This is a genomic window from Arboricoccus pini (assembly GCF_900187945.1).
Lineage (GTDB): Bacteria > Pseudomonadota > Alphaproteobacteria > Geminicoccales > Geminicoccaceae > Arboricoccus > Arboricoccus pini.
Genome location: NZ_FYEH01000006.1, coordinates 155,451 through 180,669 on the forward strand (window position 1 = coordinate 155,451; position 25,219 = coordinate 180,669).

Genomic DNA, 25,219 nt, shown 5'->3' on the forward strand with positions numbered 1-25,219 from the left:
CGGCCGGCACGGGATCAGGACCTCGCGGATACAGCCTTGACCGTCGCCTGCTCCTGTCGGTCGCTGCTGCGAGTTTCCTGCCCAGAGGTGCCGAGGCCAAGCTCGATGTCATCCCGGACGACACGTTGGTCATCGGGCAGGGAGCCGAACCCCGGTCGCTAGATCCGGCGGTTGCCACATCGCTGAATGATTTCCGACTACTCGCCAATATGTATGATGGGCTGGTGAGAACCCGCGATCAATCGCTCGAGCTCGAACCCTCGCTTGCCGAATCGTGGACAATCGACAAGGACGCAAGCCGCTACGTCTTCTCACTGCGCGAGAACCTGACTTTCCAGGATGGCGCTGCCCTGGATGCCAATGCCATCAAATGGAACTTCGAACGGATGCTGGATGCAGACCATCCTGCCCACGACACCGGCCCGTTCCCGCTAGCCTTTTTCTTCGCGCAGGTACAATCCATCGAAGCGCCAGATCGGCAAACCGTGATCTTCAATCTGAAGGAAGCGTTCGCGCCCTTTCTCTCCAATCTGGCCTATCCCTCGGCGCTCATCGTCTCTCCACAAGCCGTCATGCAGGACAAGAGCGGCTTTGGTCGCCGTCCGATCGGGAGCGGTCCGTTTCGCTTCGAGCGCTGGGAAAGCAGAAGACAGATCGTCCTCGCACGAAACAAGGGTTATTGGCGGAAAGAAGCGAGGCTGAAGCGACTCGTGTTTCGGCCGATCACGGACGCGAATGCACGCCTCTCCGAATTGCTAGCCGGCAATCTTGACGTTCTTGTCGAGGTCCCCCCGGATAGTACCGACGTCTTTCGTCGCACGGGTGGCTTTCAATTCACCGAGCAGGTCGGACCACATCTCTGGTACGTTATCCTTGACGCTGCAAGCTCGCCTTTCAACGATGTGCGCGTTCGGCAGGCGGTAAACTTCGCGGTCAATAAGCAGGCGATCGTCGACGATCTCCTCCAAGGAACGGCCACGGTTGCAGCCGGTCCGATCCCGGCAGCATTTTCATGGGCCACCGACCCGAGCGTTCAACCTTATCCCTACGATCCCGATCGCGCCCGTGCCCTGCTGCAATCGGCAGGATACGATCGAGCTCAAACGATAACCTTCTACGTTCCCGACGGCGGCTCCGGCATGCTGGATCCCGTTGGCATGGCGACCGCCATCCAAGCCGACCTTGCTGCCGTCGACATGCGGGTGCGTATCCAAACCTATGAGTGGAACACCTTTCTCGCCAAGGTTAATGGAGGCCTCGCGGGGAGTCGCTCCGGAGATGGCGCCAAGATGGCGGAGATGGCCTGGATGACGAACGACCCGGACACGATCCCCTTTCTCACATTACGTAGCGATGCCGGGCCGGCTGCAGGCGGCTTCAATTCCGGCGCCTTCGCGGATGCCGAACTCGACAAGCTGATCCTTGCCGCAAGGAAAGCGGAGGGTCGGGAAGAACGTGCGGCTCTCTACCGACAGATAGGCAGTCGGGTACACGAGGCCGCACCTTGGATATTCGTGGCTTCCTGGAAACAGAACGCTGTCTTGAGCCGCTTCGTGGAAGGCCTCACGCTGCAACCCAGCTTTCTCGTGCGCTTTGAGGATGTCGCAAAGCTCGCCCGATCGGACGGATGAGCAAGGTGCGAAACTTTATCCTTCATCGCCTTCTGGCTGCGATCATTGTCCTCATCGGCGTATCGGTGATCGTCTTCCTCGCCCTTGCCGCCATTCCCGGAGATGCTGCAACCGCCATCCTCGGATCGTTTGCGACACCGGACAACAAGGCAAGGTTAACCGCCTCGCTCGGTCTGGATAAACCGCTACCCGTTCAATATCTGAGTTGGTTGTCTAACGTGCTGAAGGGCGATTTCGGGCGTTCTTACGCGCTCGATCGCCCCGTACTCGACGAGGTCCTCGATCGCCTGGGCCCAACCCTCATTCTCGCGGCAGCCGCTCTCTGTCTTTGCAGCGTCATCGGACTGCTATTGGGCGCTGTTGCCGCCGTCCGGCATCGCAGCTGGATCGATCGCCTGATTACCCTGGCTGTGCTGATCGGTATCAGCACACCGTCATTCTTCTTGGGCATCGTCCTGATTTTGATCTTCGCCGTCACGCTTCGTTGGTTTCCCACAGGCGGCATGTATGCTCTTTTCGGCGGTGGCGATCTTCTTGATCTACTTCATCACCTTGTCCTGCCCGCCTTGACGCTTGCCCTTGTCGCTGCAGCGATCATCGCCAGGCTCACGCGTACATCGATGCTCGAGATCATACGCCAGGACCATGTCAGGACCGCCAGGGCCAAAGGTCTGCGCGAACCGCGGATCATGATCGTCCATGCCTTCCGGAATGGGCTCGTCGACATCATTCCGGTCATCGGCCTCCAGGCTGGCTATGTTCTTGGAGGCGCCGTCTATGTCGAAACGATCTTCCAATGGCCCGGCATCGGACGAATGCTCGTCGATGCGATCATGCAGCGGGATGTGCTCCTGGTCCAAGGCGGCGTTCTTATCGTCGCCACAGGCTTCGTAATCTTCAATCTCGCGGCCGACATCATCCAGCGACTGGTCGATCCCCGCATCGGATCCGGACGATGAAAGGTCCCGTTTCACCCTCCGAACCGATGCTGCCGATCAGGCCCAAGCTATGGTCGCGCTGGGCGTCCAACCGGCTGGCCCTGACTGGCGGCTTCGTCACCCTCTTTATCATGGCGGCGGCGGCTCTGACTCCGCTGCTCGGTTTGCCCGATCCCAACGCTATTCATCCCGCTGCCCGGCTCCTGCCGATTTTCAGCAGGCAAGCGATACTCGGCACCGACCAGCTAGGCCGGGATCTTCTGTCGCGGCTGCTTTGGGGGAGCGGCCTCAGCCTCTGTGTCGGTATGGCCGCAACATTGAGTGCTTGCGTCATCGGCTCGGCGATCGGCCTCATAGCCGCCTATACCGGAGGGTTCGTTGATTCGATCCTGATGCGCCTGATCGACATGATCATGGCGTTTCCCTATCTCCTACTGGCCCTTGCGATCGTTGCCGTCCTTGGCCCAGGCTTGTTTAATGCCCTCTTGGCCATCGGGATCGTCAATATTCCCTTTTTCGCCCGAACGATCCGCGGCGTGGCACTCAGTCTCGTGGAGCGACCTTTCATGGCAGCCGCGGGGCTCTCAGGCGCGTCGCATGTGCGCATTGTCCTTAGGGAACTCCTGCCCAACGTTCTGCCGGTCATCATCGTCACCATGTCGACGACGCTGGGCTGGATGATCCTCGAGACCGCCGGCCTCTCGTTTCTTGGGCTGGGCGCCCAACCTCCCCAAGCTGACTTGGGATCACTTCTGGGCGACGCACGTCAACTCGTTCTGCTGGCACCGCATTTAGCACTCGTTCCGGGCTTGCTGATCATGTCCCTGGTCGTCGGCATCAACCTCGCCGGCGACGGTCTGCGGGATGTCCTGGATCCAAGGCTCCAGGGTGGCTTACTCGAGACCCCCTCGCCGAACACGAGGGTCGAGCGCGCGCCGCTACTCGAAGCGGGTCCGTCATCGCCTTCGATCATGAGCGTGCGCGGTTTGACGGTGCAGCATCGCCTGGCGGGCGACGGCCTCGGTCGCACCATTGTGGATCATGTGGATCTCGATATCGCCCCTGGCAAGGCGATCGGGCTTGTTGGCGAATCGGGCTCCGGGAAATCGGTTCTGGCGCTAACTCTCCTGGGCCTCGCTCCCAGCCCGCCAATGCAGATCGTCGATGGCAGCATCACCTTGGGCACGCAGAACCTGCTGGCCCAGTCCCTGAAGTCTTGGCAGGATCTGAGAGGCAGACGGGTCGCGATCGTCTTCCAGGACCCGCTGACGACGCTCAATCCCCTCATGCCGGTGGGCGCTCAGATCGCCGAAGTGATCGCCCGCCACCTCCCCGGCCCAAGAAGCGAGCGTCAGTCCGGGGTGCTGGCGCTGATCGATCGCGTGGGCCTGCCGAACCCTGAGGCGACAGCGCGTGCCTATCCGCATCAGTTATCGGGCGGCCAGCGGCAGCGCATCGGCATTGCCATGGCCCTGGCGGCGCAACCGGACATCCTCATAGCCGACGAACCGACTACGGCTCTGGACGTCTCGACCAAGGTGAAGATCCTCGATCTTCTGAGCGAGCTGAGACATGATCAGGGCCTCTCCATCATCCTGATTTCCCACGACTTCAGCGTGATCCAGCGCGTGTGCGACCATGTCCTCATCATGTATCGTGGACAGATCGTCGAAGAGGGGCCGACCTCGGAAATCATGGTGACGCCGACACATCCCTACACTCAGCAGCTTCTCGATGCGGTCCCGGTTTTGGGCCGTCCCGAAAAGCTCTTCACCACGCAGGGCTGAGGGGTGCTGCCATGGTTTCGCTAAGCGGCGATGCACATTCAGTTCTGGCGCTTGAGGCCGTGGGACTCGTCCACAGCTATGCGTCACGCAGCGACTTGCGCGCGGTCGACGACGTTTCTTTGCAACTCCGGGCGGGTACGACCCTTGGTATCGTCGGCGAGAGCGGATCGGGCAAATCGACCTTGGGCCGGATGCTGACCGGCCTTATTCGTCCCACGAGCGGAGACGTTTACGTGTTTGGCAGGCCTTTGCCGAGAAGCCGACGGGCGATCGCGCGGCTCGTTCAGCTCGTCTTCCAGGACCCATTGGGTTCGCTCAACCCGCGCCGGCGCGTCGGACAGATCATCGATGATCAATTGTCGGGGCTGACGGGGCTCGGTCGGGATGCGCGCTCGAAACGCCGCGACGAGCTCTTGATGCTCGTCGAACTTGATGACTCGCTGGCGGATCGCTATCCGCATGAGTTGTCGGGTGGCCAATGCCAGCGCGTCGCCATCGCCCGCAGCCTCGCTGCAGACGCCCCCATTCTCGTTCTCGATGAAGCGGTGTCGGCCTTGGACGTGCGGATCCAGGCTCAGATCCTCCGCCTTCTCCGCCGACTGCAGAACGAACTTCACCTGAGCTACGTCTTCGTCGGTCATGATCTGGCTGTCGTCGAAGCAATGGCGGACCATGTCGTCGTCATGCGGCAGGGCCGGCTGGTCGAGTCCAATTCCCGCGCCCAGCTTTTCGCTACGCCTCAACATCCCTACACTCGCTCACTGCTCGAAAGTGCCAAGACTGGGCTGCCCGCATAGCCGGTCCGACCGTCATTTGCTCGATCGGCCGTTTTGCGTCAAAGCAGGCCGGGGATCGTCATCAGTCAGGAACGGTTGGACATCTTGAGCAAATCGCCCAGCTCCCGAGCACGACCGATCGAGCAGCTGACGCCAGAGGAAGCGGCCAATGAACTTGAGTGGCTGGCTGCCGAAATAGCTCGCCACGACCGGCTCTATCACCGCGACGACGCGCCCGAAATCAGCGATGCTGAATACGACGAACTGCGGGCTCGCAATCTAGGGATCGAAGCGGCTTTTCCGACGCTCATTCGCGATGACAGCCCCAGCCTGCGTGTCGGCACCGCGCCGGTGGAAGCCTTCGAAAAGGTCGTCCATGCGCTGCCGATGCTCTCGCTCGACAACGCGTTCGAAGCCCATGACGTCGAGGAGTTCGTCGGGCGCGTTCGTCGTTTCCTGGGTCTGTCTGCCGATGCGCCGCTTGCCTTCGTCGCGGAGCCCAAGATTGACGGCCTCTCATGCTCGCTGCGCTATGAAAGCGGCCAGCTCCGTACGGGCGCGACCCGGGGTGACGGTGCCGTCGGCGAGGACGTGACGAACAACGTCAAGACAATCCACGACATTCCAGTTCGCCTGCGCACCACCGAACCGCCAGCTACGCTGGAAGTGCGCGGCGAGGTCTATATGGATCGGCAAGATTTCCTCAAGCTTAATGAGCGACGCATGGCGGCCGAAGAGCCGCCCTTTGCCAATCCGCGCAATGCGGCGGCCGGGTCCTTGCGTCAGCTGGATAGCGGCATCACGGCCAAGCGGCCGCTCGGCTTCTTCGCCTATTACTGGGGCGAAGCCAGCCCGCCGATTGTCGGAACCTACTCCGAGTTCTTGGCCATGCTCCGCAAGCTCGGCTTTGTCGTCAATCCGGAGACGGCGCTTTGTCGCTCTGTCGATGAGCTCCTGGCGTTTTATAACGACATCGAAAGCCGGCGCGCGGAGTTGCCCTACGACATCGATGGCGTGGTCTACAAAGTGGACGATATCGCCCTGCAGCAAAGGCTGGGCTATGTCGGCAGGGCACCTCGTTGGGCGATCGCCCACAAATTCAAGGCACAGAGCGCCGAAACGGTGGTGAAGTCCATCACCATTCAAGTCGGCCGAACGGGCGCTCTTACCCCCGTGGCGGAACTTGAACCCGTAACCGTCGGGGGCGTCACGGTGACCAGGGCGACGCTGCACAACGAGGATTTCATCGCCAACCTCGACCTTCGCCCTGGAGACAGGATTCGAATCCAGCGAGCCGGCGACGTCATTCCGCAAGTGATCGAGGTGGTTGCAAAAGACGCAAAACGTGGCTCGCCCTATGTGTTCCCCGATCATTGCCCCGTCTGCGGGTCGCTGGCGCCGCGTCCGCCTGGCGAGGCCGTCCACCGCTGCACGGGTGGCCTTTACTGCAGCGCGCAGGTCGCTGAACGGCTAAAGCATGTCGTCAGTCGCCAGGCTTTCGATATCGAAGGTCTTGGCAGGAAGCAGGTACCGCAGTTGCTTGAGGCCGGACTGATCCGCGAACCTGCCGATCTTTTCACGCTCGCTAAGGACGAAGCGAGGCTCGAGGCGCTCGAAAAGCTCGAAGGCTGGGGCAAGAAAAAGGTCGCGAAGCTCAAGGAATCGATCAAGGCGCGGCGCGAAATAAGCCTCAATCGTTTTATTGACGCTTTGGGCATTCGCTTCGTGGGCGAGGTCAACGCGATGCTGTTGGCGCGCCATTATGGCAGTTTCGAAGCATGGCGACATGCCATGGATCGACTAGGCAATTCAGACGAGAGCGAACGTCAGGACCTGGACAATGTGGACGGCATTGGGAGTGCCGTTATCGAGCAGCTCTGCGAATTCTTTGCCGAACCGCACAATCGCGAGGTGGTCGAACGGTTTGCGCAAGAGTTGACGATCGTCGCGCCGCCAGCGTTGGGAAACAAGGGCAGTGCCTTTGCCGGCAAGACGGTTGTCTTCACCGGCAGCCTTGCAAGGATGACCAGGGCGGAAGCAAAGGCTCGCGCGGAATCGCTAGGCGCCAAAGTGGCAAGCTCGGTCTCGAGGAGCACGGATTTTGTCATCGCCGGTGCGGATGCGGGATCGAAGCTGAAGAAGGCGGAAGAACTGCAGGTCACGATTCTGAGCGAAGATGAATGGCTTGAACGTGTCGGTCAGGAATAGGAAGCGAAGCTGTCGCTGGCCCTCATGGGCCGCGTGATTCGCGTCACATGGTCGCCAAATCAGCGCGCCGCGGGAGAGATGTACGGGTCAGTCCAAAGAGCACTCGTCATCGGGCCTGTGGAACTGCGCCCACGGCGGCAGACCCATTCAGTTACACCGAATCAAGTAGCTCGCTTAAGCTTGGAGCATAGTCGGTCCCCCTTGCTCATGACAACGGAGCGAGGCATGGTCCGCCCGGTGATCAGGGCAGGGAGTCAGCGTGGTGAAGGTCGTGCATCAGCTTCGAGAGCTACGGCAGCTTCTCGGTGCGCTCGGCCCCACGAGCTTCGTGCCGACCATGGGTAACCTGCACGAGGGACATCTCGATCTCGTCGAACGCGCCGCCACATTCAGCCAGCCTACGGTCGTCAGCATCTTCGTCAATCCACTGCAGTTCGCACCGCATGAGGATTTCAATGCTTATCCGCGCACACGCGACGCCGATCTGGCCAAGCTAGAAGCAAAGAATGTCGATATCGCCTTTGTACCATTGGTCAGCGAGATTTATCCTGAGGCCCAGTCCTGCTTCATCCAGCCCGCCGACAGCTTGGGCTCGATCCTTGAGGGAGCAGCGCGTCCTGGCTTCTTTACCGGCGTAGCCACGGTCGTCCTAAAGCTCTTCAACATGGTGCGTCCAGCCAGAGCGATTTTCGGCGCCAAGGACCTGCAGCAGGTCCGCGTGGTCGAAGCGATGTGCCGGCAACTGGCACTGGATATCGAGATCGTGGTGAATCCCACGAGCCGTGCGGCAGACGGTTTGGCGCTCTCTTCGCGCAACGGGTACCTCAATCCTGCGGAACGCGCTGAAGCGCCTCGCTTGTTTCGCGTCTTACGTGAGATGGCAAGGGCGGTCGGCGAGGGCGATACGCGGTTTCTCCAACTTGAGCACCGGGCTTCCGCCGAGTTGATCAAACATGGCTGGGCGGTCGACTACATCTCCGTACGACGCCTGATTGATCTCGAACCGCCCTCACTTATCGATCGAGAATCGCTTGCCATTCTCGGCGCTGCCAAGCTGGGCAACACGCGGTTGATCGACAATGTCGAGGTTGACCGCCGGCGCTGAAGGGGTCGGCGAGGGCAAAGCTGTCTAGATGGCTTGGTCCAGGATCAAGCATCAATCCTATTATCTACGCCGCCGGGTCTCTTCCATCATCTCGAGTTGAATCTGCTGGATCTCGGCAAGGCGTTGCCACTGGCGGTTGATAAGATGATCCATCTTTTCGTGAAGATGTCTGATCTCGAGCTCGGCCTTCAGATTGACCCTATAATCGTTCAGTGACCGCAAGCGATCCTTCTCCTCCTGTCGTTTCTGACTCATCATGATGATGGGCGCCTGCACGGCTGCAAGGCAGGAGAGGACGAGGTTCAAGAGAATGAAAGGGTATGGATCGAAGGCAGCCGTCGTACCGAGGAGCGCATTCAGTGCCATCCAGCACATAAGGACGACTGCAAACGAGATGAGAAAACGCCACGAGCCGCCGAAGGTGGCCAAGCCATCGGAGATACGATCGGCGAAACTCCGCTTCTCGTCAAAATCATGCTCGACGTCGGCGACAATCGTCTCGTGCGAGGCAACACTCGCGGCGACCTGTCGGTCGAGCTCGGAAAGCTCGCCGTGCTCGGTTCGAAGAAGCTCCTCGACGTAAAGCGAGCGATATCGATTGAGCTCGCTGTGGCAGATATAGGCATCCGGCTTCAGTCCAGGATGATCGAGAAGGATGCGCTTCTGTAGTTCTGGCCGCACCACATCGATCTGAACAGCGTCGCGCTTATGAACGTCCCGTTGGGAAACGGCACAGCGGACACGCTTAGAGTGCGCCGCCTCATCAAGAGATGCAGTCTGTTGATCCGGCGCCAATGGCTCGCTCATGAATTCGATCTCTCAAGGTCAAGCATCCTGACCTTAAATGGCCCTATCCCACATCCAGCACAGCGGGATCTCGAAAATAGCCCTGACTTGATGCCCATAGTTGCTGGCTATAGGGATGCGTAAACGTACCAGTCCGCAGATGGCGGCTGTCGGTTACTTCCACAATTTTGCCCTGGCTCATGATCGCAACGCGATCGCACATATGCGCAACGACGGCGAGATTGTGCGACACCAGCAGATATGTCAGCTGTCTGGCCTCACGCAGGTCCGACAGCAGGTTCAAGATCTCGGCCTGGATCGACACGTCCAAGGCAGATGTCGGCTCGTCAAGCAGCAGAATCTCCGGTTCGAGCACCAATGCCCGCGCGATTGCGACTCGCTGGCGCTGACCACCAGACAATTGATGGGGATAGCGATAGCGATAGCGCCGCGGCAGGCCGACTTCGTCCAAGCTTTGCAGAATGCGCTCCTCTCGACGATCAAACCCGTGCACCTCAAGTGGTTCGCGAAGGATCCGATCGATCGAGTGACGTGGGTGCAAAGAAGCGTAAGGATCCTGGAAGACGAGTTGAACACGACGGCGAAAAGTCTTGGGTGGATGCAGGGGAAGCGGGCCACCAGCGACCTGAAGACGACCACCGCTGGGCCGAACCAAAACGCTGAGAGCTCGAAGAATCGTGCTCTTGCCCGAGCCGCTTTCTCCAACGAGACCGAATGACTGACCGAAAGGTACCGTAAAGCTGACGCCCTGCACCGCTTTGAAGCTCTTGGTGCCGTGACCGAAGGTAACTTCTAGATCCGACACTTCGATGGCCTCGTTCACACTTGGCTCCAAGCGGGATCGCGTTGCATTGTCTGGAGTCGGCTGGAAGCTTCGCTCAGGCGCGGCAAGCACGCAATCAGGCCTCGCGTGTAGGGATGAACCGCCCTGGACAGGGCACTCGCTTCAAGCGTCTCGACGATCCTGCCGGCATACATGACGAGAACGCGGTCGCAAAATGAGGCAACCAGCTCGAGATCGTGGCTGATCATGATAAGCCCCATGCCACGTCTGCTCACGAGATCGTCGAGAATGGCCAGGACCTGAGCCTGTACGGTGACGTCGAGTGCCGAGGTTGGTTCATCGGCGATCAGCACATCGGGCTGTGTCGAGAGCATCATAGCGATCATGGCGCGTTGGCCCATGCCCCCTGAAAGCTCATGCGGAAAACAGTGGTAAACTCGCTCGGGATTGCTGATGCGCACGGCGAGGAGTGCCTCCATCGCATGCGCACGCGCCGCCTTCCTCGTCACGCGGCGATGCATGCGGATCGCCTCTTCGATCTGCGTGCCGATCCGCATGACAGGGTTAAGCGAGAATTTGGGATCCTGCATGATCATGGCGATCTTGCCACCACGCAGGCCCTGAAGATCGCGCTCGTTGGCGGAGAGAACATCCTTGCCGCCAACCTTAAGTTTTTGGCCAGTGACGACGCCTGGGGACGGGACCAGACGCATGAGCGCCCTCCCGATGGTCGACTTGCCCGACCCTGATTCACCGACGATACCCAACTTTTCCCGCCCCATGGCGAATGATACGCCGCGAACAGCTTCGACAAGCCCGCGCTGGGTGGCAAAGCTCACGCGAAGACCCTCGACTTCGAGCAGTGGGGCTTCGGGCGATATGCTGGTCATGATTGCCTGGGGTCCAGAGCATCCCTCAGGCCGTCTCCCAGAAGGTTGAACCCAAGCGACACCAGAAGAATAGCGATGCCCGGAATGGTCGATACCCACCACTGATCGAGCACGTAGCCCCGCCCCGCTGCGACCATGGCACCCCATTCCGGCGACGGTGGTTGAGCGCCCAAGCCAAGGAAACCCAAGCCTGCAGCTGTCAGGATGATTCCCGCCATGTCGAGCGTAAGCCGGATCACGACGGAGGGCATGCAAAGCGGCATGACATAGCGTCGAATGATCCGGGGGGCGGAAGCGCCTTGGGCAATGGCGGCGGCGATGAAGTCGCTACGGCGGATCATCAGCGTCTCGGCGCGCGCCAAGCGCGCGTAAGGAGGCCAGCTCGTTATGGCTATAGCCAGAATCGCGCTCTCGATGCCAGGCCGAAGGGCAGCTACGAAGGCAAGCGCCAAAACTAGTCGAGGGAAAGCGAGGAATATATCGGTCAAGCGCATCAAGATGCGGTCGGTCCATCCGCCGACATAGCCGGCGACCATACCGATGATGAGACCAAGCGGACCGACGATGATCGCCACGAGCGCTACGATCATCAGCGTGATGCGGCTGCCATGGACCACACGAGCAAAAAGATCTCGGCCAAGTTCATCCGTACCGAACCAATGGAGGAGTGAGGGCGGCTGCAGGCGTCCATCAAGGTTCTGTACATAAACGGCGTCCCGCGGCGCGATCCAGGGAGCCAGCAAGGCGCTGAGCAAAAGCAGAACAACGATCGCCAGGCCGATCAAGGCAAGGGGATTGGCGCTAAGGGCCAACCAGGATGTGTAAAATCGCCCCATCCGCGCCTGCAAGGGTGATGCCGGCTGGTCCGCCAGGAGCCATGAACGTGCATTGTTCATGCGGCGTGTGCCCTGGGATCGAGGAGCCGGTAGACGAGATCCGAGAGCAGATTGAGCAATATATAGCAGACACCAACAACGATGGTGCCGCCCAGGACAGCATTCATGTCGGCGTTGAAAAGCGATTCGGTGATATATCGGCCGAGCCCGGGCCAGGCAAAAACCGTCTCAGTCAGAATGGAGCCTTCGAGAAGACCTCCATAAGACAGCGCGACGACCGTGACCAGCGGCACAGCGACGTTGCCCATGACGTGGCGCCATATGACCCGACATTCGGACATTCCCTTTATGCGAGCCGTCATCACATATTCCTGCTTCATTTCCGCCATGACGAAACTCCGCGTCATGCGCGAAAGATATGCCATGGAATACCAAGCGAGGATCGAGGCCGGCAGGACGATATGGGAAACGGCATTCCAAAAGACTTCTGTATCGCCCGCAAGTAGAGAGTCCAACAAGAGCAGGCCCGTACGTGGCTCGATCAAGCCGTCGTAATAGATATCCAGGCGCCCTGGGCCGCCCACCCAATCGAGCTTGGCATAGAAGATCAAGAGGCCCACGAGGCCCAGCCAGAAGACTGGGGCCGAGTAGCCCACGAGGCCAAACAGTCTGACAAGATGATCGGGCCAGCGCCCCGAGCGGACGCCTGCGAGAACACCGAGCGGCACGCCTAGCCCCACGCCGACGACAATGGCGACGCTCGACAGCTCGATCGTTGCCGGGAAAAATGCCTTGATATCCTCAAGAACGGGCCGTCCGGTCAGGGTCGATTGGCCAAAGTTACCAGACAAGACGTTCTTCAGGTAAATCAGAAATTGCTGATAGAGAGGCAGGTCAAATCCCATGGCCGCCCGGGCCGCCGCATATGTCTGCGGCGATGCACGGTCGCCGACGACCGCGAGCACCGGATCGATCGGAATGACACGCCCGATGACGAAGGTGACCGCAAGAAGTCCCAGCAGCGTGAGTATAATCGAAGCCAAAAACGCCAGGATCGGCCGCAACAAACGCAAAGTCGGCACGATCGATCAGTTCTTCGTCAGATTCTTATAAAGAACATGGTCCGATAGCGCGCCATCGACAAAACCGCCGACCTCCTTGCGCATTGCGACCTGATCGACATTCTGAAAAGCAATAAGGAAGGGCCCATCGTCGAGAAGCGACTTCTGGAGTTCGGCATACATGGCCATACGCGCCGTCTCATCCGTCTCCTTCAACGCCTCCTCAGTCCGCTTGGTCAGATCGGGAATGTCCCAGGCATTTCGCCAGGCGAGTGGCTTATCAGAAGCATTGTCGGAATTGTCGGGATTCCAAGCAAACGAGCCCGCATTGCTATGCGGATCCATGTAGTCCGGCGACCAATAGAGAAGCACCGCCTGATGCTGCCGAGCACGATATTTCGTGATTACCTGACGCTGCTCGCCGGGGACGATCGAGATCTTAATTCCAGCCTGGCCCATCGTTGCCTGAATGGCCTGGGCGACGTTAGTCGAGGGGTAGCTGTTCGACACATCGAGCTGGAGTTCGAAACCGTCTGGATAGCCGGCGTCGGCGAGCAACTTTTTCGCTTTTTCTACATCCAGCTTGTAGGGGCTGTCGTTGAGCGCACCGGGAAAGCCCTCTGGCAGGAAGGCCTGGTGCACCTTAAAGCGACCCTTGGTGATGCTATCGGCAATATTTTGATAATCGATCAGCCAGCGCAATGCTTGGCGAACACCGGGCTTGCTGAGGCGCTCATCCTTTTGGTTGAGCGCCACGTACCAGGTATCAGCCTTGGGAAACGACTCGACTTTGATTTTGGCGTTGGACTTAAGCCCTTCGATCTGGTCCGGCGACATATTCCGCGCGATGTCGACGTCCCCCTTTTCGAGGAGAAGTCGCTGCGTGGCAGGCTCCGGGACATGGCGGATAGCCACACGTTTGACCTTGGGCGATCCGCCCGCGTAGTTGGGATTTGCGTCCAGCAGGATAACCTCGTTCGGCTTCCAGCTCCGGAGCGAAAAGGCTCCCGACCCAGCGGCGTGACTCTTCAGCCACTCATAACCCAGGTCGCCGTCCTTTTGACGCGAGAGAACCTCCTTCTTATCGAGTACGGAACCCACACCGGCCGACAGGCAGTTTAGAACGAAGCTTGGCGCCAGCTTGGCCGGGATGGTCAAAGAAACCGTTTCGGGATCCTTTGCCACGACCATTTCCTCGACATTGTCCTTTGTCCATCCGAACTGCGTGAGGATAAAGGCCGGTGACTTGTCGAGTTTGACGACGCGCTGAAGCGAGAACGCTATGTCGTCCGCCGTCAAAGGATTGCCGCTCGTAAATTTCTGGCCCGGGCGAACCTTTAGGGTAAGGCTGCTCCCGTCCTTGGAGGCCTCGCTACTGGCTATGACACCGGGAACCACCTTCGACGTCGCCGGGTCGTAGGTCATGATCCGGTCGTAGAGGTTCGCGTCGATCTCAAGGGCGGAAAATTCGTACGCTTCCGCCGGATCGATCGTTATCATGTCATCGATCTGCTTGGCCATGACGATCGTGTCTGCCGGTGTCGCCGCGAAGCCTACCGAGGGCGTCGCCAGGATAAAGGCAAGGAAAGTTAGGCCTGCTCCGGAGAGAAGAAGCAAGGCGCGATTCAGCTGGCGCATGAAAACGTATCTCCGGTAGGCAGGCAAAGAATCCAGACAGGCCAAATGGTCGATCGAACGCTAGCTGGCTTAGCCCCCACTCTGTCAAGCGCTACACCTCGACAGAGGCCAGCCCTTGGCTCGCTGGCAAGATCCATTAAGTTCGGCCCGATCCCGACGTCATTGGCAAGGCACTCAGGGTGCCCTAGTTCCTGGCGGCGGCCAGATCCTTGAGATGCCTTCGCTGGAGCACTTGATCCTTATGTGGAAGCCAGGTTTTGCCGCCGAGATGGCCACCATCGCGCTCACCGCGTGCTTCCTGGGCTTCTCATCCGCGCGGGCAGATCCCGTAACCCTGCATTTTATGTGCTCGGCCGAAGGCAATGGCTGCGCCGTGATGTCGGACGTTCTCGGGCGCTTCACAAAGGATAACCCGGACATTCAGGTTAGTGTCGACGCAGTTCCCGCTAAGACCGTGATCGAAAGCTTGCCCGTACAGTTGGCCGCCGGCGAAGGGCCCGATCTTGCACGGATTTCCGACTTCGGCGGGTTACACAATTTTTTCTTGGACATTGGTCAGTACATCGATCGCCAGCGGTGGAGCGAAAGCTTCGGCCGATCCCTCAAATGGCTGCGCGCCCGCGGGGACGACCAGGGATTTTATGGTGTTCCGCTCCAATTCTCGGTAACCGGCGGCTTCGTCAATGAGACCCTGTTTGAGCAAGCCGGGGTTTCCATGCCCGGACCGGGTGCCACGTGGCAGGACTGGGCGGACGCCGCCTATCGCGTGGCCAAGGCGACCGATACGCCCTACCCCATGGCATTCGATCGCTCTGGTCGCGCCTTCGCTGCACCAGCGATCTCCTTTGGCGCGCGCTACGATGTGGCCGACGATGCTGCGCACGTCGTGGATGACGGCTTCCGCCTCTTTGCCGACAAGTTCGTCGAATGGACGAAAGACGGCACCATCACCAAGGAACTCTGGGTAAGCCCGAGTGCTACGACACCACAGGATGCCGTTCAGCAATTCATCAATGGCAAGGTTGTCTTCTATTATGGCAGCAGCAATCAGGTTGGACGCTTCGAGGAAGCGATCAAGGACCGATTTGACTGGAAGGCCGCTGTAGCGCCTTGCGGTCCTGCAACTTGCACGGCGATGCCGGGGGGCGTTGCCGTCGTCGGCTTCAAAACGAGCAAGCACCCCGAGGCGGTCGCCAAGGTGCTGGATTTTCTCAGCCAGGAATCAACGCAAAAGGAACTGGCAGTGCGAACCCTCTCGATCCCCGCGAACGAGTCGCTGCTTCGCGCAGGCTTCAGCTATGGAGGCGCGTCGTCTCAGGCGGTCGATGCACTAGGCGTGTTGTCTCGCGAAATCGGCAAAATCGCGGAGCCGGCAGAGCTCTTGGAATCCTACAGGTTTAGCCAGGCCATCTTTAACGCTACGGTAGTGCGGCTGACCCAGGCAATCATCGGCGAGTCGAGCCTTGATGAGGCGCTCGAGAGGGTCAATCGAGACATCGCAGAAGCAGTGAAGGCTGCCGAAGGTCAGTAGGATGGGCGCTCCATAGGATGATTGACAACAGCTTCGGATCCAACGCGGATCGCCGGGGTTTTGGTCGCCGCCTTGCAAGCGCACTCGCGGCAGTGACCCGATTCGTTGAGCGGCCGATGGCCGCGCTGCAAAAGCGCGTCGGCCGCCGCGCCATGCCCTGGCTCTTTCTGCTGCCGAACTTCATTCTATTCGCCGTGTTCGCCTTCCTCCCGCTGGCCCTGGACCTCGTCTACGCGCTGACCGGTGGGGACCAACTCTCCCTCAGCTCACGTCCCTTCATCGGCGGAGAAAATTTTTCGAGCCTCCTCAGTTGCGGGAACTACCTGGATCCGACGACCTGCGAACGCGACCTCTTCTGGCGATCTCTGTTCAACACGTTACTCTTCGTCGTTGTTCAGGTGACAGCCATGGTATTGATCGCCTTGACGACGGCGCTGATACTTAATCGCAATCTTCGAGCGCGAGGCTTTTTTCGCAGCCTCGTTTTTTTCCCTGTCATGCTTTCACCCGTTGTCGTCGCATTGATCTGGAAATGGATGCTTTTGCGCCAAGGCGTCTTCAATGCTTGGCTGGAGAATGTCGGTATCGCGCCGATCGATTGGCTCTCAAGCCCCAATTGGGCCTTCTTTTGGGCAGTTCTCGTCAGCATCTGGGCGCATGTCGGATTTTACGTGCTCATCCTGCTCGCGGGTTTACAAGCCATTCCGCGCGACATCTACGAAGCGGCCGATATGGATGCTACCGGCAGATGGCGGAAGCTGACACGGATAACGCTGCCGCTTCTATGGCCGAATCTCCTCGTGGTCATCGTTTTGGCCTTGATCCGGGGCGTTCAGACATTCGACGAAGTCTATGTCCTGACGGGCGGCGGCCCCGGGTCCGCGACCAAGCTGATCGTCCAATTCATCTACGAGACCGGCTTTGCCACGCAGCCGAGATTGTACGGACTGGCTGCGGCGGCGTCTGTCTGTCTGGCCGTCCTTCTCATTGGGCTCACTCTTGCCCAACTGAGAGCAAACCGGAGGCCGGTCAATGAATAGCCTGCTCACCTTCGTATCGCGCCGCCGCGGCACGCACGGCAGCCTCCATTGGACCGACTGGGTATCTTATGCCTATCTCTGCCTAGGCACGATCGCGATGCTGTGGCCTGTTGCTTGGCTTGTCTTGTCCTCGTTCAAATCGGAGGGCCAGCTGCAGGATTTTCCCGCCAGCGTCATGCCTTATAGCCAGGTCAAGGTCGATGTCGCAGGCATGCAGGACCAATTGCCGCTCTTCAATGTTAAGACCACCGACGGCACCGTTACGCAGATGGTACAGATACGTCGGGTCGGCATCACGGCCGAGATGGCATTCCCGAACGAGCCGGGTCGGACCATCGAAGTCAACATTGATCAGCGACAGCCGGTAACCGAAACGAAATTCGCCTGGGGCAACTATCGAGATTTGTTCCATAGCTCGGATTTCGTCGGCTATGCCTGGAACAGTATTTTCATCACGGCGATGTCGACGATCATCGTGCTCTTCGTGAACAGTCTGGCTGCCTTCGCATTGTCGAAATATGAGTTCCGCGGCCGATCCACCGCCTACGTCCTCAGCATCGCCACGCTGATGATCCCACCTACGATTGTGCTCGTGCCGCTCTTTCTTGTCGTGAACCAATTGGGTTTGCTCAACACCCCCTGGGGCATCATATTGCCGGGCGCAGCGACGCCGGCCGGGGTATTCCTGTTGCGGCAATATATGCTCACGATCCCCGATGACCTGCTGGATGCCGCAAGGCTCGATGCGGCAAGCGAGTGGAAAATCTATTGGCGCATCGTCCTGCCGCTCGCTGCCCCGGCGCTGGCGGTCCTTGCGGTCTTCGCCATCGTCTGGCGTTGGAACGATTTCTTGTGGCCGCTCATCGTGCTCACGCGAGACGACCAGTTCACGTTGCAACTGGCCTTGAATTCCTACCAGGGGGAACCGCAAATGCAGTGGAGCAGCATTCTCGCGATGACGGTGCTGACGTTATTGCCGATCGCTTGTGTATTTACCTTTCTGCAACGCTATATTCAAACCGGCATTGCCGAAACCGGCATCCGCTAGAAAGATCCGATCTCACACATGGCGACGCTCGAGCTCATCAACGTCACCAAGCGCTTCGGCTCCACAGAAGTCGTCCGCGACGTCAATCTCTCGATTCGTACCGGAGAGTTCTTCGTGTTTGTCGGTCCTTCCGGCTGCGGAAAATCGACGATTCTTCGCATGATGGCGGGGCTGGAAAGTGTCAGCAGCGGTGAAATCCGCATTGACGGGACCGCCATCAACGATAAGCCTGCGGCCGAGCGCGGCTTCGCCATGGTGTTTCAGTCCTACTCATTATATCCGCACATGACCGTGCGGCAGAATCTCGCGTTCGGTCTCGAAAACATCGGCACGGCGCGGCCTGAGATCAACAGGCGGATCGAGGAAACAGCGCGGTTATTAAGAATAGACTCCTATCTCGATCGACGCCCCAAAGCTCTCTCGGGCGGCCAGCGACAGCGGGCAGCCATCGGCAGAGCCGTGGTCCGCGAGCCGGCGATGTTTCTTTTTGACGAACCGCTGTCCAACCTCGATCCCGAGCTCAGGGTGGCCATGCGTATCGAGATCGGCACCATTCATGCCAGGCTCGGCAACACGATGATCTATGTGACGCATGACCAGCTGGAAGCCATGTCGATGGCGGATAGGATCTGCGTACTGCGCGATGGCCAGGTAGAGCAGATTGGTGCGCCGCTCGACCTGTATAATCGACCGGCCAACCGTTTCGTTGCCGGGTTCATCGGCAATCCCAGAATGAATTTTCTCGACGCGAAAATTGAGAAGATCGAGTCAAACGGCGTCCAGGTTGTCGTCGAGGGCGTGGCTCCCATCTTTGTGTTAGCGGACGCAGGCGACTTGCGGCCTGGCGATCCTGTGACACTCGGAATCAGGCCGCAGGCGGTCGAGGTCCAGCAAGGTACCGGCCTCGACTTCATCGTCGAGGCGACGGAGCAACTGGGTGTCGAGAGCTATATCTATGGCGAACTGGTCAAGGGGTCCAAACTGATCATCCAGCAGCGAGGTCAGACGCCGGTCACGCGAGGCCAGCGAATCAAGATCTCATTGCATCCAAGATTCTGTCACCTTTTTAGAACCTCGCCAGGTGAGCCGGCGCTGGAGCCGGTAGAACAACGCCCATTGGTCACCGCCGCTCAGTAGCATCGCGCTCTATTAGCGCGATGCGGCCAGCGTGCGGCTGGCCCGGCGAAAATTGCGGTAGCCAAGCGACAATCCAATTGCCAGCGAGCATAGAGCAGAGGCGATCGCAAGAGATACCGACTGGGTAGACCACCATACAGCGGCGCCGCTCGTCAGCCCTATCCAGAAGCCGGCATCGGTCGAAGAATCGAAGGCACGATGAGATCGGGCATTACGTCTTCGTGTTTTGTCTATTCCGAGACCCGACATCGTGGGCGCCTCTAGCTTTTCGACATCGCCGCTCACGCCAATCCGAGAGCCTACCTGCCGATTATCAACCCTAGGTTTCCTAACCAATAGCGATAGTAAATACGATTAAAAATCACTCTAGCGTGATCGAACGCAGGAAACACGGTAATTTTGTTCGCGCCTGTATCCTGGAGCGGCACCCAACAAGGTCCAGATCGTAAGCCCTAGCTTACATTCCAACGGAAATCACTGTCGCGTAAGTTGGATGCTACAGCATCAGTTGCGCTCGGGTCCAGCAGGTAGGCTTGGCTCCAACTCGACAATCGCCTTCGACAGGTTTGGCAATTGGCCGATCATGCCGGCTTGCCGATACCATCGGCCGATCGTCTCCAATGTCTTAAGGTCGCCTCTCGCGATCCCTCTCTCCGGCACCGCATTGTGATTGCCCAGCGGCGCTCCGAGCGTCGACGGCAGATCCATCGCGGCCGCCCACATCGACCCGGCTTGCTCCGGATGAGCCACTGCCCATTGGTTCGCCTGCAATAGGGCGTCGAATAGAAGTTGCAGGCACTTAGGATCACGGGCGACGAATTCTTCGCTGGCCAATGTAACGATCGCGTTTTCGGAGCCAATGGCACTTCGATCCAGGAGGACCCGCGCGTCGTAACGCGTTAATGCGATCGTCAGCCATGGATCCCAGATGGCCCATGCATCCACGGCGCCCTGCAGGAATGCGTTGCCCGCATCAGCGGGACTGAGATAGACGGTCGTGAGCGATCCCTCAGGCAGGTCATATCGGCTCATCGCGAGCCTCAAGAGGTACTCACCCGTTCCGCCCCGATTGACGGCCACACGTCGTCCGACTAAGTCCGCGACCGTTCGAATGTCATCGGCCTTGCGAACGATAATAGCTTCGCCCTGTGGTCCCAGCGGCTGATAGGTAAACAGGACGATCGGAGCACCGGCGGCCAACGCTACGACCGATGACGTGGAGCTGCCCACCGTCACATCGATCGCACTAGCGGTCATCGCCTCGACGGCGGGAGAAGATGCCGGAAACGGCCCCGCCCATTCGACGTCAATGCCTTCCGCACCCATCCCCGCCAAAAACTCCTGGCGGGCTTTCAGCAACGTCAGGGTGTTGGTTCCCTTAAGCCAGCCGATGCGAAGGACGCTTGACGGCTTGGCAGACACGGCCCGATTGCCCGCGAGGGTGGCGGAGGTCGCTATCGCGCCTATAATGCGACGCCTCGTTTGACCTCGTAATATCATAGCTTCTCTTCAACGTGTGCAGGCCTGAGTCGGATCTCTCTGGATCGATGCGAGCGATGCGCTCGGGTGGGTGGAACAGGCATTGAACACGACCCACGAATGGTTCGGCAACCGGAAGCAGGGGGGGCGTGCATGAGAGCCAGCGGATCGTTGCCGCATCGCAACACGCAAGACTTACCCCCCTCTTCAGAGACCATTATCGGACGCCAGTCGTGGATCTACGGCGAAAATAACGCTCTATCGAGCTTTAGCTAAAAAAATTTTCTGCGCGTTTTTGAAATTAAATTGTTTGTATTTTTGCCTCATAAAAAAATATATCGATGCATGTAGCAGCACATATATTAATACGATCTGCTTATGTGAAGAACAAATAACTATATTATCAATATTTTGTTTTTTATTATATTTGTAGATTTGATTTTTTGCGTTTTATGGCTAATTTTATTTGAAATTTTGCATATCATTGCAAATTTATTATTTTACGATACTTATATATACCTAATAAATAATTTTATCACCTTTGTTTTCTTCAAAACATCGACATTTAGACACCTCGTTTTTGCATTGCACCATTGTCTTACTGACAGGGTCTCGCTACATGACGTTTTAGTGACATGATAAAAGGGCGCGGAGGCATTCAAATGAACGACACCACAACGCGGCGGCTGGATGCTGGGCATCGACCTCTAGGCGATTTCGCGTTTGCTGCAGGCGTGAGCCTTGCATCATGGCTGGTCATCGTGATCCTTGGAGTGTCGCTGTTCAAGCTGATCTGAGCTGTCTCGGCACAGCCGGCGGCAAGGTACGCAAAAAGCCTGCGCCCTTTGATAGCGCTTGCTGTCCAGGATGAACGGCGCGCCTGCTGAATCTTCGGATCGGCAGGCTTACTGACGTCCTCTTCGTCTGACGCCCGCCCGCGCGTACCGACGGGCATCTTTTCTCGCCTTGAACCCCGCTTATTTTTCATCTGATAAGACGTCGAGCTACAGCTCTGGGTGCTGCGGCCATCTTCTTGTGGGGTCCACATGGTAGCGTCGACTATCGGTTATCAGGACACGACGCTCGCTGCCTTTCACGACACGCTTCGTCAAAACGGCGTTGAAGTACTGATCGACGTGCGTGCCATAGCGGCGTCGCGACGGCCGGGCTTTTCCAAACGCCTTCTGGCAAACGGGATAGCGACGTTCGGCATAGACTATTTACATCTGCGTGATCTTGGTACTCCGGCGAGCGGCAGACAGGCCGCCCGTGAAGGCCGAACTGCCGAGATGCGGGCGATCTACGAAAAGCATCTTGAGACGCCCGAGGCTAATTTTGCCTTCATGGAGCTCAAGGAACTGGTCCGTGGAGGCAAGCATATCTGCCTGCTTTGCTTTGAGCGGGACCATAAGAGCTGCCACCGTGCGGTTCTAGCCGAGCGGCTCGAACAAGGCATTGGTGCCAAGTTCATCCACCTGGAACCGCTCCCTCCCCAACCGTGAACCCGATTGGCGAGACGTTGGGTCGCATCGAGAACGACCCAGCTTTCCCTTGGCAGACGATCGGGGCATAGAGCAGCAGCATTTGAGATGAGGCGGGATGGGACAGAGCGAAGTCGATGACGGGCCATTGACGCGGCTTATCAATGGGTTTGAGAAGTTTCGAGCGGATCATTTCGATACCGACGACCAGCTCATGGCCGACCTTGCGCAGTTTGGCCAGCGGCCCGCTGTCCTCGTGATCGCCTGTTCCGACAGCCGGGTCGATCCTGCCATCATGACTCGGGCTCGGCCGGGCGAGCTCTTCATTATCCGGAATGTCGCGGCAATCGTACCTCCCTATGCGCCCGCCTCAAAGGTGCAGGGTACGAGCTCGGCGATTGAATTCGCAGTACGAGCCCTCCGCGTTGACCATGTCGTCGTCCTCGGCCATGCCAAGTGTGGTGGCATGAAGCTACTTCATGAACGCGGCACCGCCGGTCATGAGGACCGCTTTGAGTTCGTCGATGCTTGGGTTGAACGAGCAGCGGCGGCGCGAACTGCCGTTCAACGTACCAAACTGCCGCCGGAGCAAGAAGAACGATTGCTGGAAGAGGCAGGCGTCGTGCTGTCGCTACAAAATCTTCTCACCTTTCCTTGGGTCAAAGAACGCGTGGCACACAATGACCTCGCCCTGCACGGGTGGTATTTCGACCTCACTATCGGCGAGCTTCTGGCGTTCGATGACAAAGATGCGCGATTTGTGCCGGCCAAAGGTGCAGCTCACCCGCTCTCAGGCGCCCGAGTCCTAGATAACGGATGGATCGCGCCCGAACGCTTCGTGCAGCACGCCGTCTCTTAGCACCCGCACGCTTTTGCGATCTGCTAAGAAGCTGCTTCCTACAGCAGCGTCGGTTACCCCATGCCCTCCGATCTAGCGGCGGATCACGACCGTACCGCCCTCTTTCATCCTTGCCAGGACGATCCAGACTGCCCGTACTGCAACGGCACGAAACAGGACACGCCCTGTGACTGGAGTTTTCTCGACGGCGCCTATTGCATATCGCTGCAGAGCCGGGCCGAAAGAACCGACCGTGCTACAAAGCATTTTCACGCCCTCGGCCTCTGTCGTCATGTCACGTTTTATAGGCCCGAGCGTCACCCAACTCGGGTAGTGGCCGGCATATGGGAATCGCACCGCGCGGTGGCGATGGACGCCTTAGCGAGAGGGCTGAAAAACGTTCTTATCATGGAAGACGATGTACGTTTCATGAACCGTGCTACCCCGAAGCGTATAGCTCGCATCCCGCGCGAAATTGCGAAATTGCCGGCTGACTGGCGTATCTATTTTCTCGGCCACTGGCCATTTTGGGCGCGCTTCCATACGCCATTCACGCTCAGGGTGTCCTCGGCTTGTGCCCATGCCTACATTGCCAACCGCCCACTGCTGCAATGGCTGGAAGCCCACTCATTCGACCAGCGACGGCACCTCCCTCGCCGTCAGATAGCCGGCAAGGGCATCGACGCTTACTACGCCATGCTGCCGGAGACGTTCGCGGCACTGCCTATGCTCGCGATCCAGGATGGTAGTGCCAGTGACCATTTCGCCGAGGCTCGCGCAAAGCGCTCACTGCGCCTTCACCATTTGATCACGAAGCCTCTCTGGTTCGAAAAAGTCTTCGCCCGCTTGCCGCTCCTTTTCGAAGCCTATGCAGTCTTCACAGCACTGCCGGTTGTCATCGGGTATGCAGTGTATCAGCGTCTTTGGGGTGGGCGCTCGAAGGTTTGAGGGCTTCTAACATCAGTTCAAGTTAGACTTTCTCGGCGCGTCCGGCGGCCGCTCTCGTATGCGTGGCAAGCACCATGGTGAGGACCAATCCGGCAGCCGATGCCATGGCAGCGGCGAGGAACGCCGTTTCGTATCCCGCTCGCGCTATCAAAAACCCTACAAGCGGGCCGCTTATACCGAGTGCCAAGTCGAGAAAGACTGAGTAGACGCCGAGCGCCGTGCCACGGCTCGCAGGCGCGATCTGACCCACAGCTTCGACGCCAAGCGCCGGAAAGACGAGCGCAAACCCACCACCAGTCAAAGCCGCGCCAAGCTGAGCGGCAATCGGGCCATTAGCGTGCCATAGCACCAATAGCCCCAGCCCCTCGACGACAAAGGAAGCCATCGCCACTTTGAAGCCACCAAAGCGTGCGATCGAGTCGGCAAAGAAAAGCCGGCTTAGAATGAAGAAGAGCCCAAAAGCACTGAGGGCCATGGCCGCATGTGGCCATGATTTGCTGGCGAAATAAAGCGTGATGAATGTCGCAATCGTGCCGAAGCCGATGGAACCTAACGCCAGTCCTAGGCCATGCGGCAGCACACGTAAGAGTACGCGTCTAAATGGCAGCCGTATGCCGGCGACAATCGCCGTCGCCTGTTTACGCCACGCAATCGATGCGCCGAGGACGGCTATGAAGAGGATGGTTGCACCGATCACACCAAAGCCAAAGGAGTCGAACATGACCACCCCCACCGGGGCGCCGATCGCTAGGGCGCCGAAGGTGGCGATGCCGTTCCATGAGATAACCTTGGCCGTCGATTCCGGGCCGACCGTTGCCACGGCCCATAGAATTGCACCTGTGCCAATGCAGCTTTCGCCGAAGCCGACGGCCAAACGGCCCATAATGAGGAATGCGAGGCTGAGAAGGGGGTAGCTCGAGGTGTAGGCGGCCGCCAGCATCAGGATGCCGCTGAGGAAGCAGGCGGCCATACCTCTGAGGACAGTCTTTCGCGGACCGTCGACATCGGCCATTCGCCCGGCTGACGAGCGAGATAGCAGGGTTGCCACATACTGGCTGCTGATCGCGAGACCGGCCAGCATTGATCCAAAACCCAGCTGCTCGTGCACGAAGCCCGGAACCACCGCCAGAGGAATGCCGATGGTAAGGTAGCATAGGAACGTGAGGATGACGAACCCGACGATAATCAACGTGGTTCGAACCGACTTATCGTTGCCGCGCACGATAATGGCCTTTGCAGAGAGAATAAAACCGGGA

General features: G+C 58.8%; 22 protein-coding genes. 14 read left to right on the forward strand and 8 right to left on the reverse strand.

Features of this window, described 5'->3' with window-relative positions:
* The first annotated feature begins 47 nt into the window (after window positions 1-47).
* The 6 genes from CFB17_RS10315 (at window position 48) to panC (ending at window position 8,445) form a co-directional block, all read left to right on the forward strand.
* Entirely contained in the window at window positions 48-1,631 is a 1,584-nt protein-coding gene (locus CFB17_RS10315) for an ABC transporter substrate-binding protein (protein ID WP_407642406.1), read from the forward strand.
* Window positions 1,632-1,636: 5 nt separating this feature from the next.
* On the forward strand, window positions 1,637-2,590 hold the full coding sequence (locus CFB17_RS10320) for an ABC transporter permease (protein WP_088561567.1): 954 nt from the start codon (window positions 1,637-1,639) through the stop codon (window positions 2,588-2,590).
* Window positions 2,587-4,356, forward strand: coding sequence for a dipeptide/oligopeptide/nickel ABC transporter permease/ATP-binding protein (locus tag CFB17_RS10325; protein WP_088561458.1), 1,770 nt, complete (start codon window positions 2,587-2,589; stop codon window positions 4,354-4,356). Before CFB17_RS10320 ends, CFB17_RS10325 begins: the two co-directional genes overlap by 4 nt.
* 11 nt (window positions 4,357-4,367) lie before the next feature.
* On the forward strand, window positions 4,368-5,153 hold the full coding sequence (locus CFB17_RS10330) for an ABC transporter ATP-binding protein (protein ID WP_088561459.1): 786 nt from the start codon (window positions 4,368-4,370) through the stop codon (window positions 5,151-5,153).
* A gap of 84 nt (window positions 5,154-5,237) precedes the next feature.
* On the forward strand, window positions 5,238-7,340 hold the full coding sequence (gene ligA / locus CFB17_RS10335; protein WP_088561568.1) for an NAD-dependent DNA ligase LigA: 2,103 nt from the start codon (window positions 5,238-5,240) through the stop codon (window positions 7,338-7,340).
* 262 nt (window positions 7,341-7,602) lie between these two features.
* Window positions 7,603-8,445, forward strand: a complete 843-nt coding sequence (gene panC / locus CFB17_RS10340; RefSeq protein ID WP_088561460.1) for a pantoate--beta-alanine ligase — start codon at window positions 7,603-7,605, stop codon at window positions 8,443-8,445.
* 60 nt (window positions 8,446-8,505) lie between these two features.
* Here panC and CFB17_RS10345 read toward each other — a convergent pair whose 3' ends face one another.
* Genes CFB17_RS10345 through CFB17_RS10370 form a run of 6 tightly spaced genes read right to left on the reverse strand, consistent with a single transcriptional unit; the run spans window position 8,506 to window position 14,461 of the window.
* Window positions 8,506-9,252 (reverse strand): DUF1003 domain-containing protein, encoded by a 747-nt coding sequence (locus CFB17_RS10345; protein WP_088561461.1) that lies wholly within the window; start codon window positions 9,250-9,252, stop codon window positions 8,506-8,508.
* Window positions 9,253-9,295: 43 nt separating this feature from the next.
* Window positions 9,296-10,075 (reverse strand): ABC transporter ATP-binding protein, encoded by a 780-nt coding sequence (locus CFB17_RS10350; RefSeq protein ID WP_243389843.1) that lies wholly within the window; start codon window positions 10,073-10,075, stop codon window positions 9,296-9,298.
* Window positions 10,072-10,926 carry an ABC transporter ATP-binding protein gene (locus CFB17_RS10355; RefSeq protein ID WP_088561462.1) on the reverse strand — a complete coding sequence of 285 codons (855 nt, stop codon included), beginning with the start codon at window positions 10,924-10,926 and terminating at the stop codon, window positions 10,072-10,074. The genes CFB17_RS10350 and CFB17_RS10355 overlap by 4 nt, the downstream gene beginning before the upstream one ends.
* Entirely contained in the window at window positions 10,923-11,822 is a 900-nt protein-coding gene (locus tag CFB17_RS10360; RefSeq protein WP_088561463.1) for an ABC transporter permease, read from the reverse strand. Before CFB17_RS10360 ends, CFB17_RS10355 begins: the two co-directional genes overlap by 4 nt.
* Window positions 11,819-12,835 (reverse strand): ABC transporter permease, encoded by a 1,017-nt coding sequence (locus CFB17_RS10365; RefSeq protein WP_165769562.1) that lies wholly within the window; start codon window positions 12,833-12,835, stop codon window positions 11,819-11,821. The genes CFB17_RS10360 and CFB17_RS10365 overlap by 4 nt, the downstream gene beginning before the upstream one ends.
* Window positions 12,836-12,850: 15 nt before the next feature.
* Window positions 12,851-14,461, reverse strand: a complete 1,611-nt coding sequence (locus tag CFB17_RS10370; protein ID WP_088561570.1) for an ABC transporter substrate-binding protein — start codon at window positions 14,459-14,461, stop codon at window positions 12,851-12,853.
* A gap of 268 nt (window positions 14,462-14,729) precedes the next feature.
* Between CFB17_RS10370 and CFB17_RS10375 the strand changes: the two genes are divergently transcribed.
* From CFB17_RS10375 to CFB17_RS10390, 4 genes are all read left to right on the forward strand, one after another.
* Window positions 14,730-15,992, forward strand: coding sequence for an ABC transporter substrate-binding protein (locus CFB17_RS10375; protein ID WP_165769546.1), 1,263 nt, complete (start codon window positions 14,730-14,732; stop codon window positions 15,990-15,992).
* 116 nt (window positions 15,993-16,108) lie between these two features.
* Window positions 16,109-17,032 carry a carbohydrate ABC transporter permease gene (locus tag CFB17_RS10380; RefSeq protein WP_207762010.1) on the forward strand — a complete coding sequence of 308 codons (924 nt, stop codon included), beginning with the start codon at window positions 16,109-16,111 and terminating at the stop codon, window positions 17,030-17,032.
* The gene (locus tag CFB17_RS10385) at window positions 17,025-18,080 is read left to right on the forward strand and encodes a carbohydrate ABC transporter permease (protein ID WP_088561467.1); all 1,056 of its coding nucleotides are present in this window, start codon (window positions 17,025-17,027) and stop codon (window positions 18,078-18,080) included. The genes CFB17_RS10380 and CFB17_RS10385 overlap by 8 nt, the downstream gene beginning before the upstream one ends.
* Window positions 18,081-18,098: 18 nt before the next feature.
* Window positions 18,099-19,217, forward strand: coding sequence for an ABC transporter ATP-binding protein (locus CFB17_RS10390; protein WP_088561468.1), 1,119 nt, complete (start codon window positions 18,099-18,101; stop codon window positions 19,215-19,217).
* Between the two features lie 504 nt (window positions 19,218-19,721).
* Here the strand turns inward: CFB17_RS10390 and CFB17_RS10395 are convergent.
* Window positions 19,722-20,639 (reverse strand): aliphatic sulfonate ABC transporter substrate-binding protein, encoded by a 918-nt coding sequence (locus CFB17_RS10395; protein WP_165769547.1) that lies wholly within the window; start codon window positions 20,637-20,639, stop codon window positions 19,722-19,724.
* 719 nt (window positions 20,640-21,358) lie between these two features.
* Between CFB17_RS10395 and CFB17_RS19815 the strand changes: the two genes are divergently transcribed.
* The 4 genes from CFB17_RS19815 to CFB17_RS19015 all read left to right on the forward strand — a co-directional run bounded on the left by CFB17_RS19815 (window position 21,359) and on the right by CFB17_RS19015 (window position 23,963).
* The gene (locus CFB17_RS19815) at window positions 21,359-21,493 is read left to right on the forward strand and encodes a hypothetical protein (protein WP_279311740.1); all 135 of its coding nucleotides are present in this window, start codon (window positions 21,359-21,361) and stop codon (window positions 21,491-21,493) included.
* A 249-nt stretch (window positions 21,494-21,742) separates the two neighbouring features.
* A complete protein-coding gene (locus CFB17_RS10400; protein WP_088561470.1) occupies window positions 21,743-22,198 on the forward strand; it encodes a DUF488 domain-containing protein in 456 nt (151 codons plus the stop codon).
* 97 nt (window positions 22,199-22,295) lie between these two features.
* A complete protein-coding gene (locus CFB17_RS10405) occupies window positions 22,296-23,036 on the forward strand; it encodes a carbonic anhydrase (RefSeq protein WP_088561471.1) in 741 nt (246 codons plus the stop codon).
* Window positions 23,037-23,096: 60 nt separating this feature from the next.
* Entirely contained in the window at window positions 23,097-23,963 is an 867-nt protein-coding gene (locus CFB17_RS19015) for a glycosyltransferase family 25 protein (protein ID WP_133063890.1), read from the forward strand.
* Between the two features lie 22 nt (window positions 23,964-23,985).
* On the opposite strand, the gene CFB17_RS10415 is transcribed toward CFB17_RS19015, so the two are convergent.
* A complete protein-coding gene (locus CFB17_RS10415; RefSeq protein ID WP_207762011.1) occupies window positions 23,986-25,185 on the reverse strand; it encodes an MFS transporter in 1,200 nt (399 codons plus the stop codon).
* Window positions 25,186-25,219: the final 34 nt, after the last annotated feature.

Excerpts from the sequence above, each read along its gene's own strand:
- CFB17_RS10325 (WP_088561458.1), top strand. The coding sequence starts at position 2,587 with ATGAAAGGTCCCGTTTCACCCTCCGAACCGATGCTGCCGATCAGGCCC.
- CFB17_RS10330 (WP_088561459.1), top strand. The coding sequence starts at position 4,368 with ATGGTTTCGCTAAGCGGCGATGCACATTCAGTTCTGGCGCTTGAGGCC.
- CFB17_RS10345 (WP_088561461.1), bottom strand. The coding sequence starts at position 9,252 with ATGAGCGAGCCATTGGCGCCGGATCAACAGACTGCATCTCTTGATGAG.
- CFB17_RS10355 (WP_088561462.1), bottom strand. The coding sequence starts at position 10,926 with ATGACCAGCATATCGCCCGAAGCCCCACTGCTCGAAGTCGAGGGTCTT.
- CFB17_RS10360 (WP_088561463.1), bottom strand. The coding sequence starts at position 11,822 with ATGAACAATGCACGTTCATGGCTCCTGGCGGACCAGCCGGCATCACCC.
- CFB17_RS10370 (WP_088561570.1), bottom strand. The coding sequence starts at position 14,461 with ATGCGCCAGCTGAATCGCGCCTTGCTTCTTCTCTCCGGAGCAGGCCTA.
- CFB17_RS10375 (WP_165769546.1), top strand. The coding sequence starts at position 14,730 with ATGGCCACCATCGCGCTCACCGCGTGCTTCCTGGGCTTCTCATCCGCG.
- CFB17_RS10380 (WP_207762010.1), top strand. The coding sequence starts at position 16,109 with ATGGCCGCGCTGCAAAAGCGCGTCGGCCGCCGCGCCATGCCCTGGCTC.
- CFB17_RS10385 (WP_088561467.1), top strand. The coding sequence starts at position 17,025 with ATGAATAGCCTGCTCACCTTCGTATCGCGCCGCCGCGGCACGCACGGC.
- CFB17_RS10390 (WP_088561468.1), top strand. The coding sequence starts at position 18,099 with ATGGCGACGCTCGAGCTCATCAACGTCACCAAGCGCTTCGGCTCCACA.
- CFB17_RS19815 (WP_279311740.1), top strand. The coding sequence starts at position 21,359 with ATGAACGACACCACAACGCGGCGGCTGGATGCTGGGCATCGACCTCTA.
- CFB17_RS10400 (WP_088561470.1), top strand. The coding sequence starts at position 21,743 with ATGGTAGCGTCGACTATCGGTTATCAGGACACGACGCTCGCTGCCTTT.
- CFB17_RS10405 (WP_088561471.1), top strand. The coding sequence starts at position 22,296 with ATGGGACAGAGCGAAGTCGATGACGGGCCATTGACGCGGCTTATCAAT.
- CFB17_RS19015 (WP_133063890.1), top strand. The coding sequence starts at position 23,097 with ATGCCCTCCGATCTAGCGGCGGATCACGACCGTACCGCCCTCTTTCAT.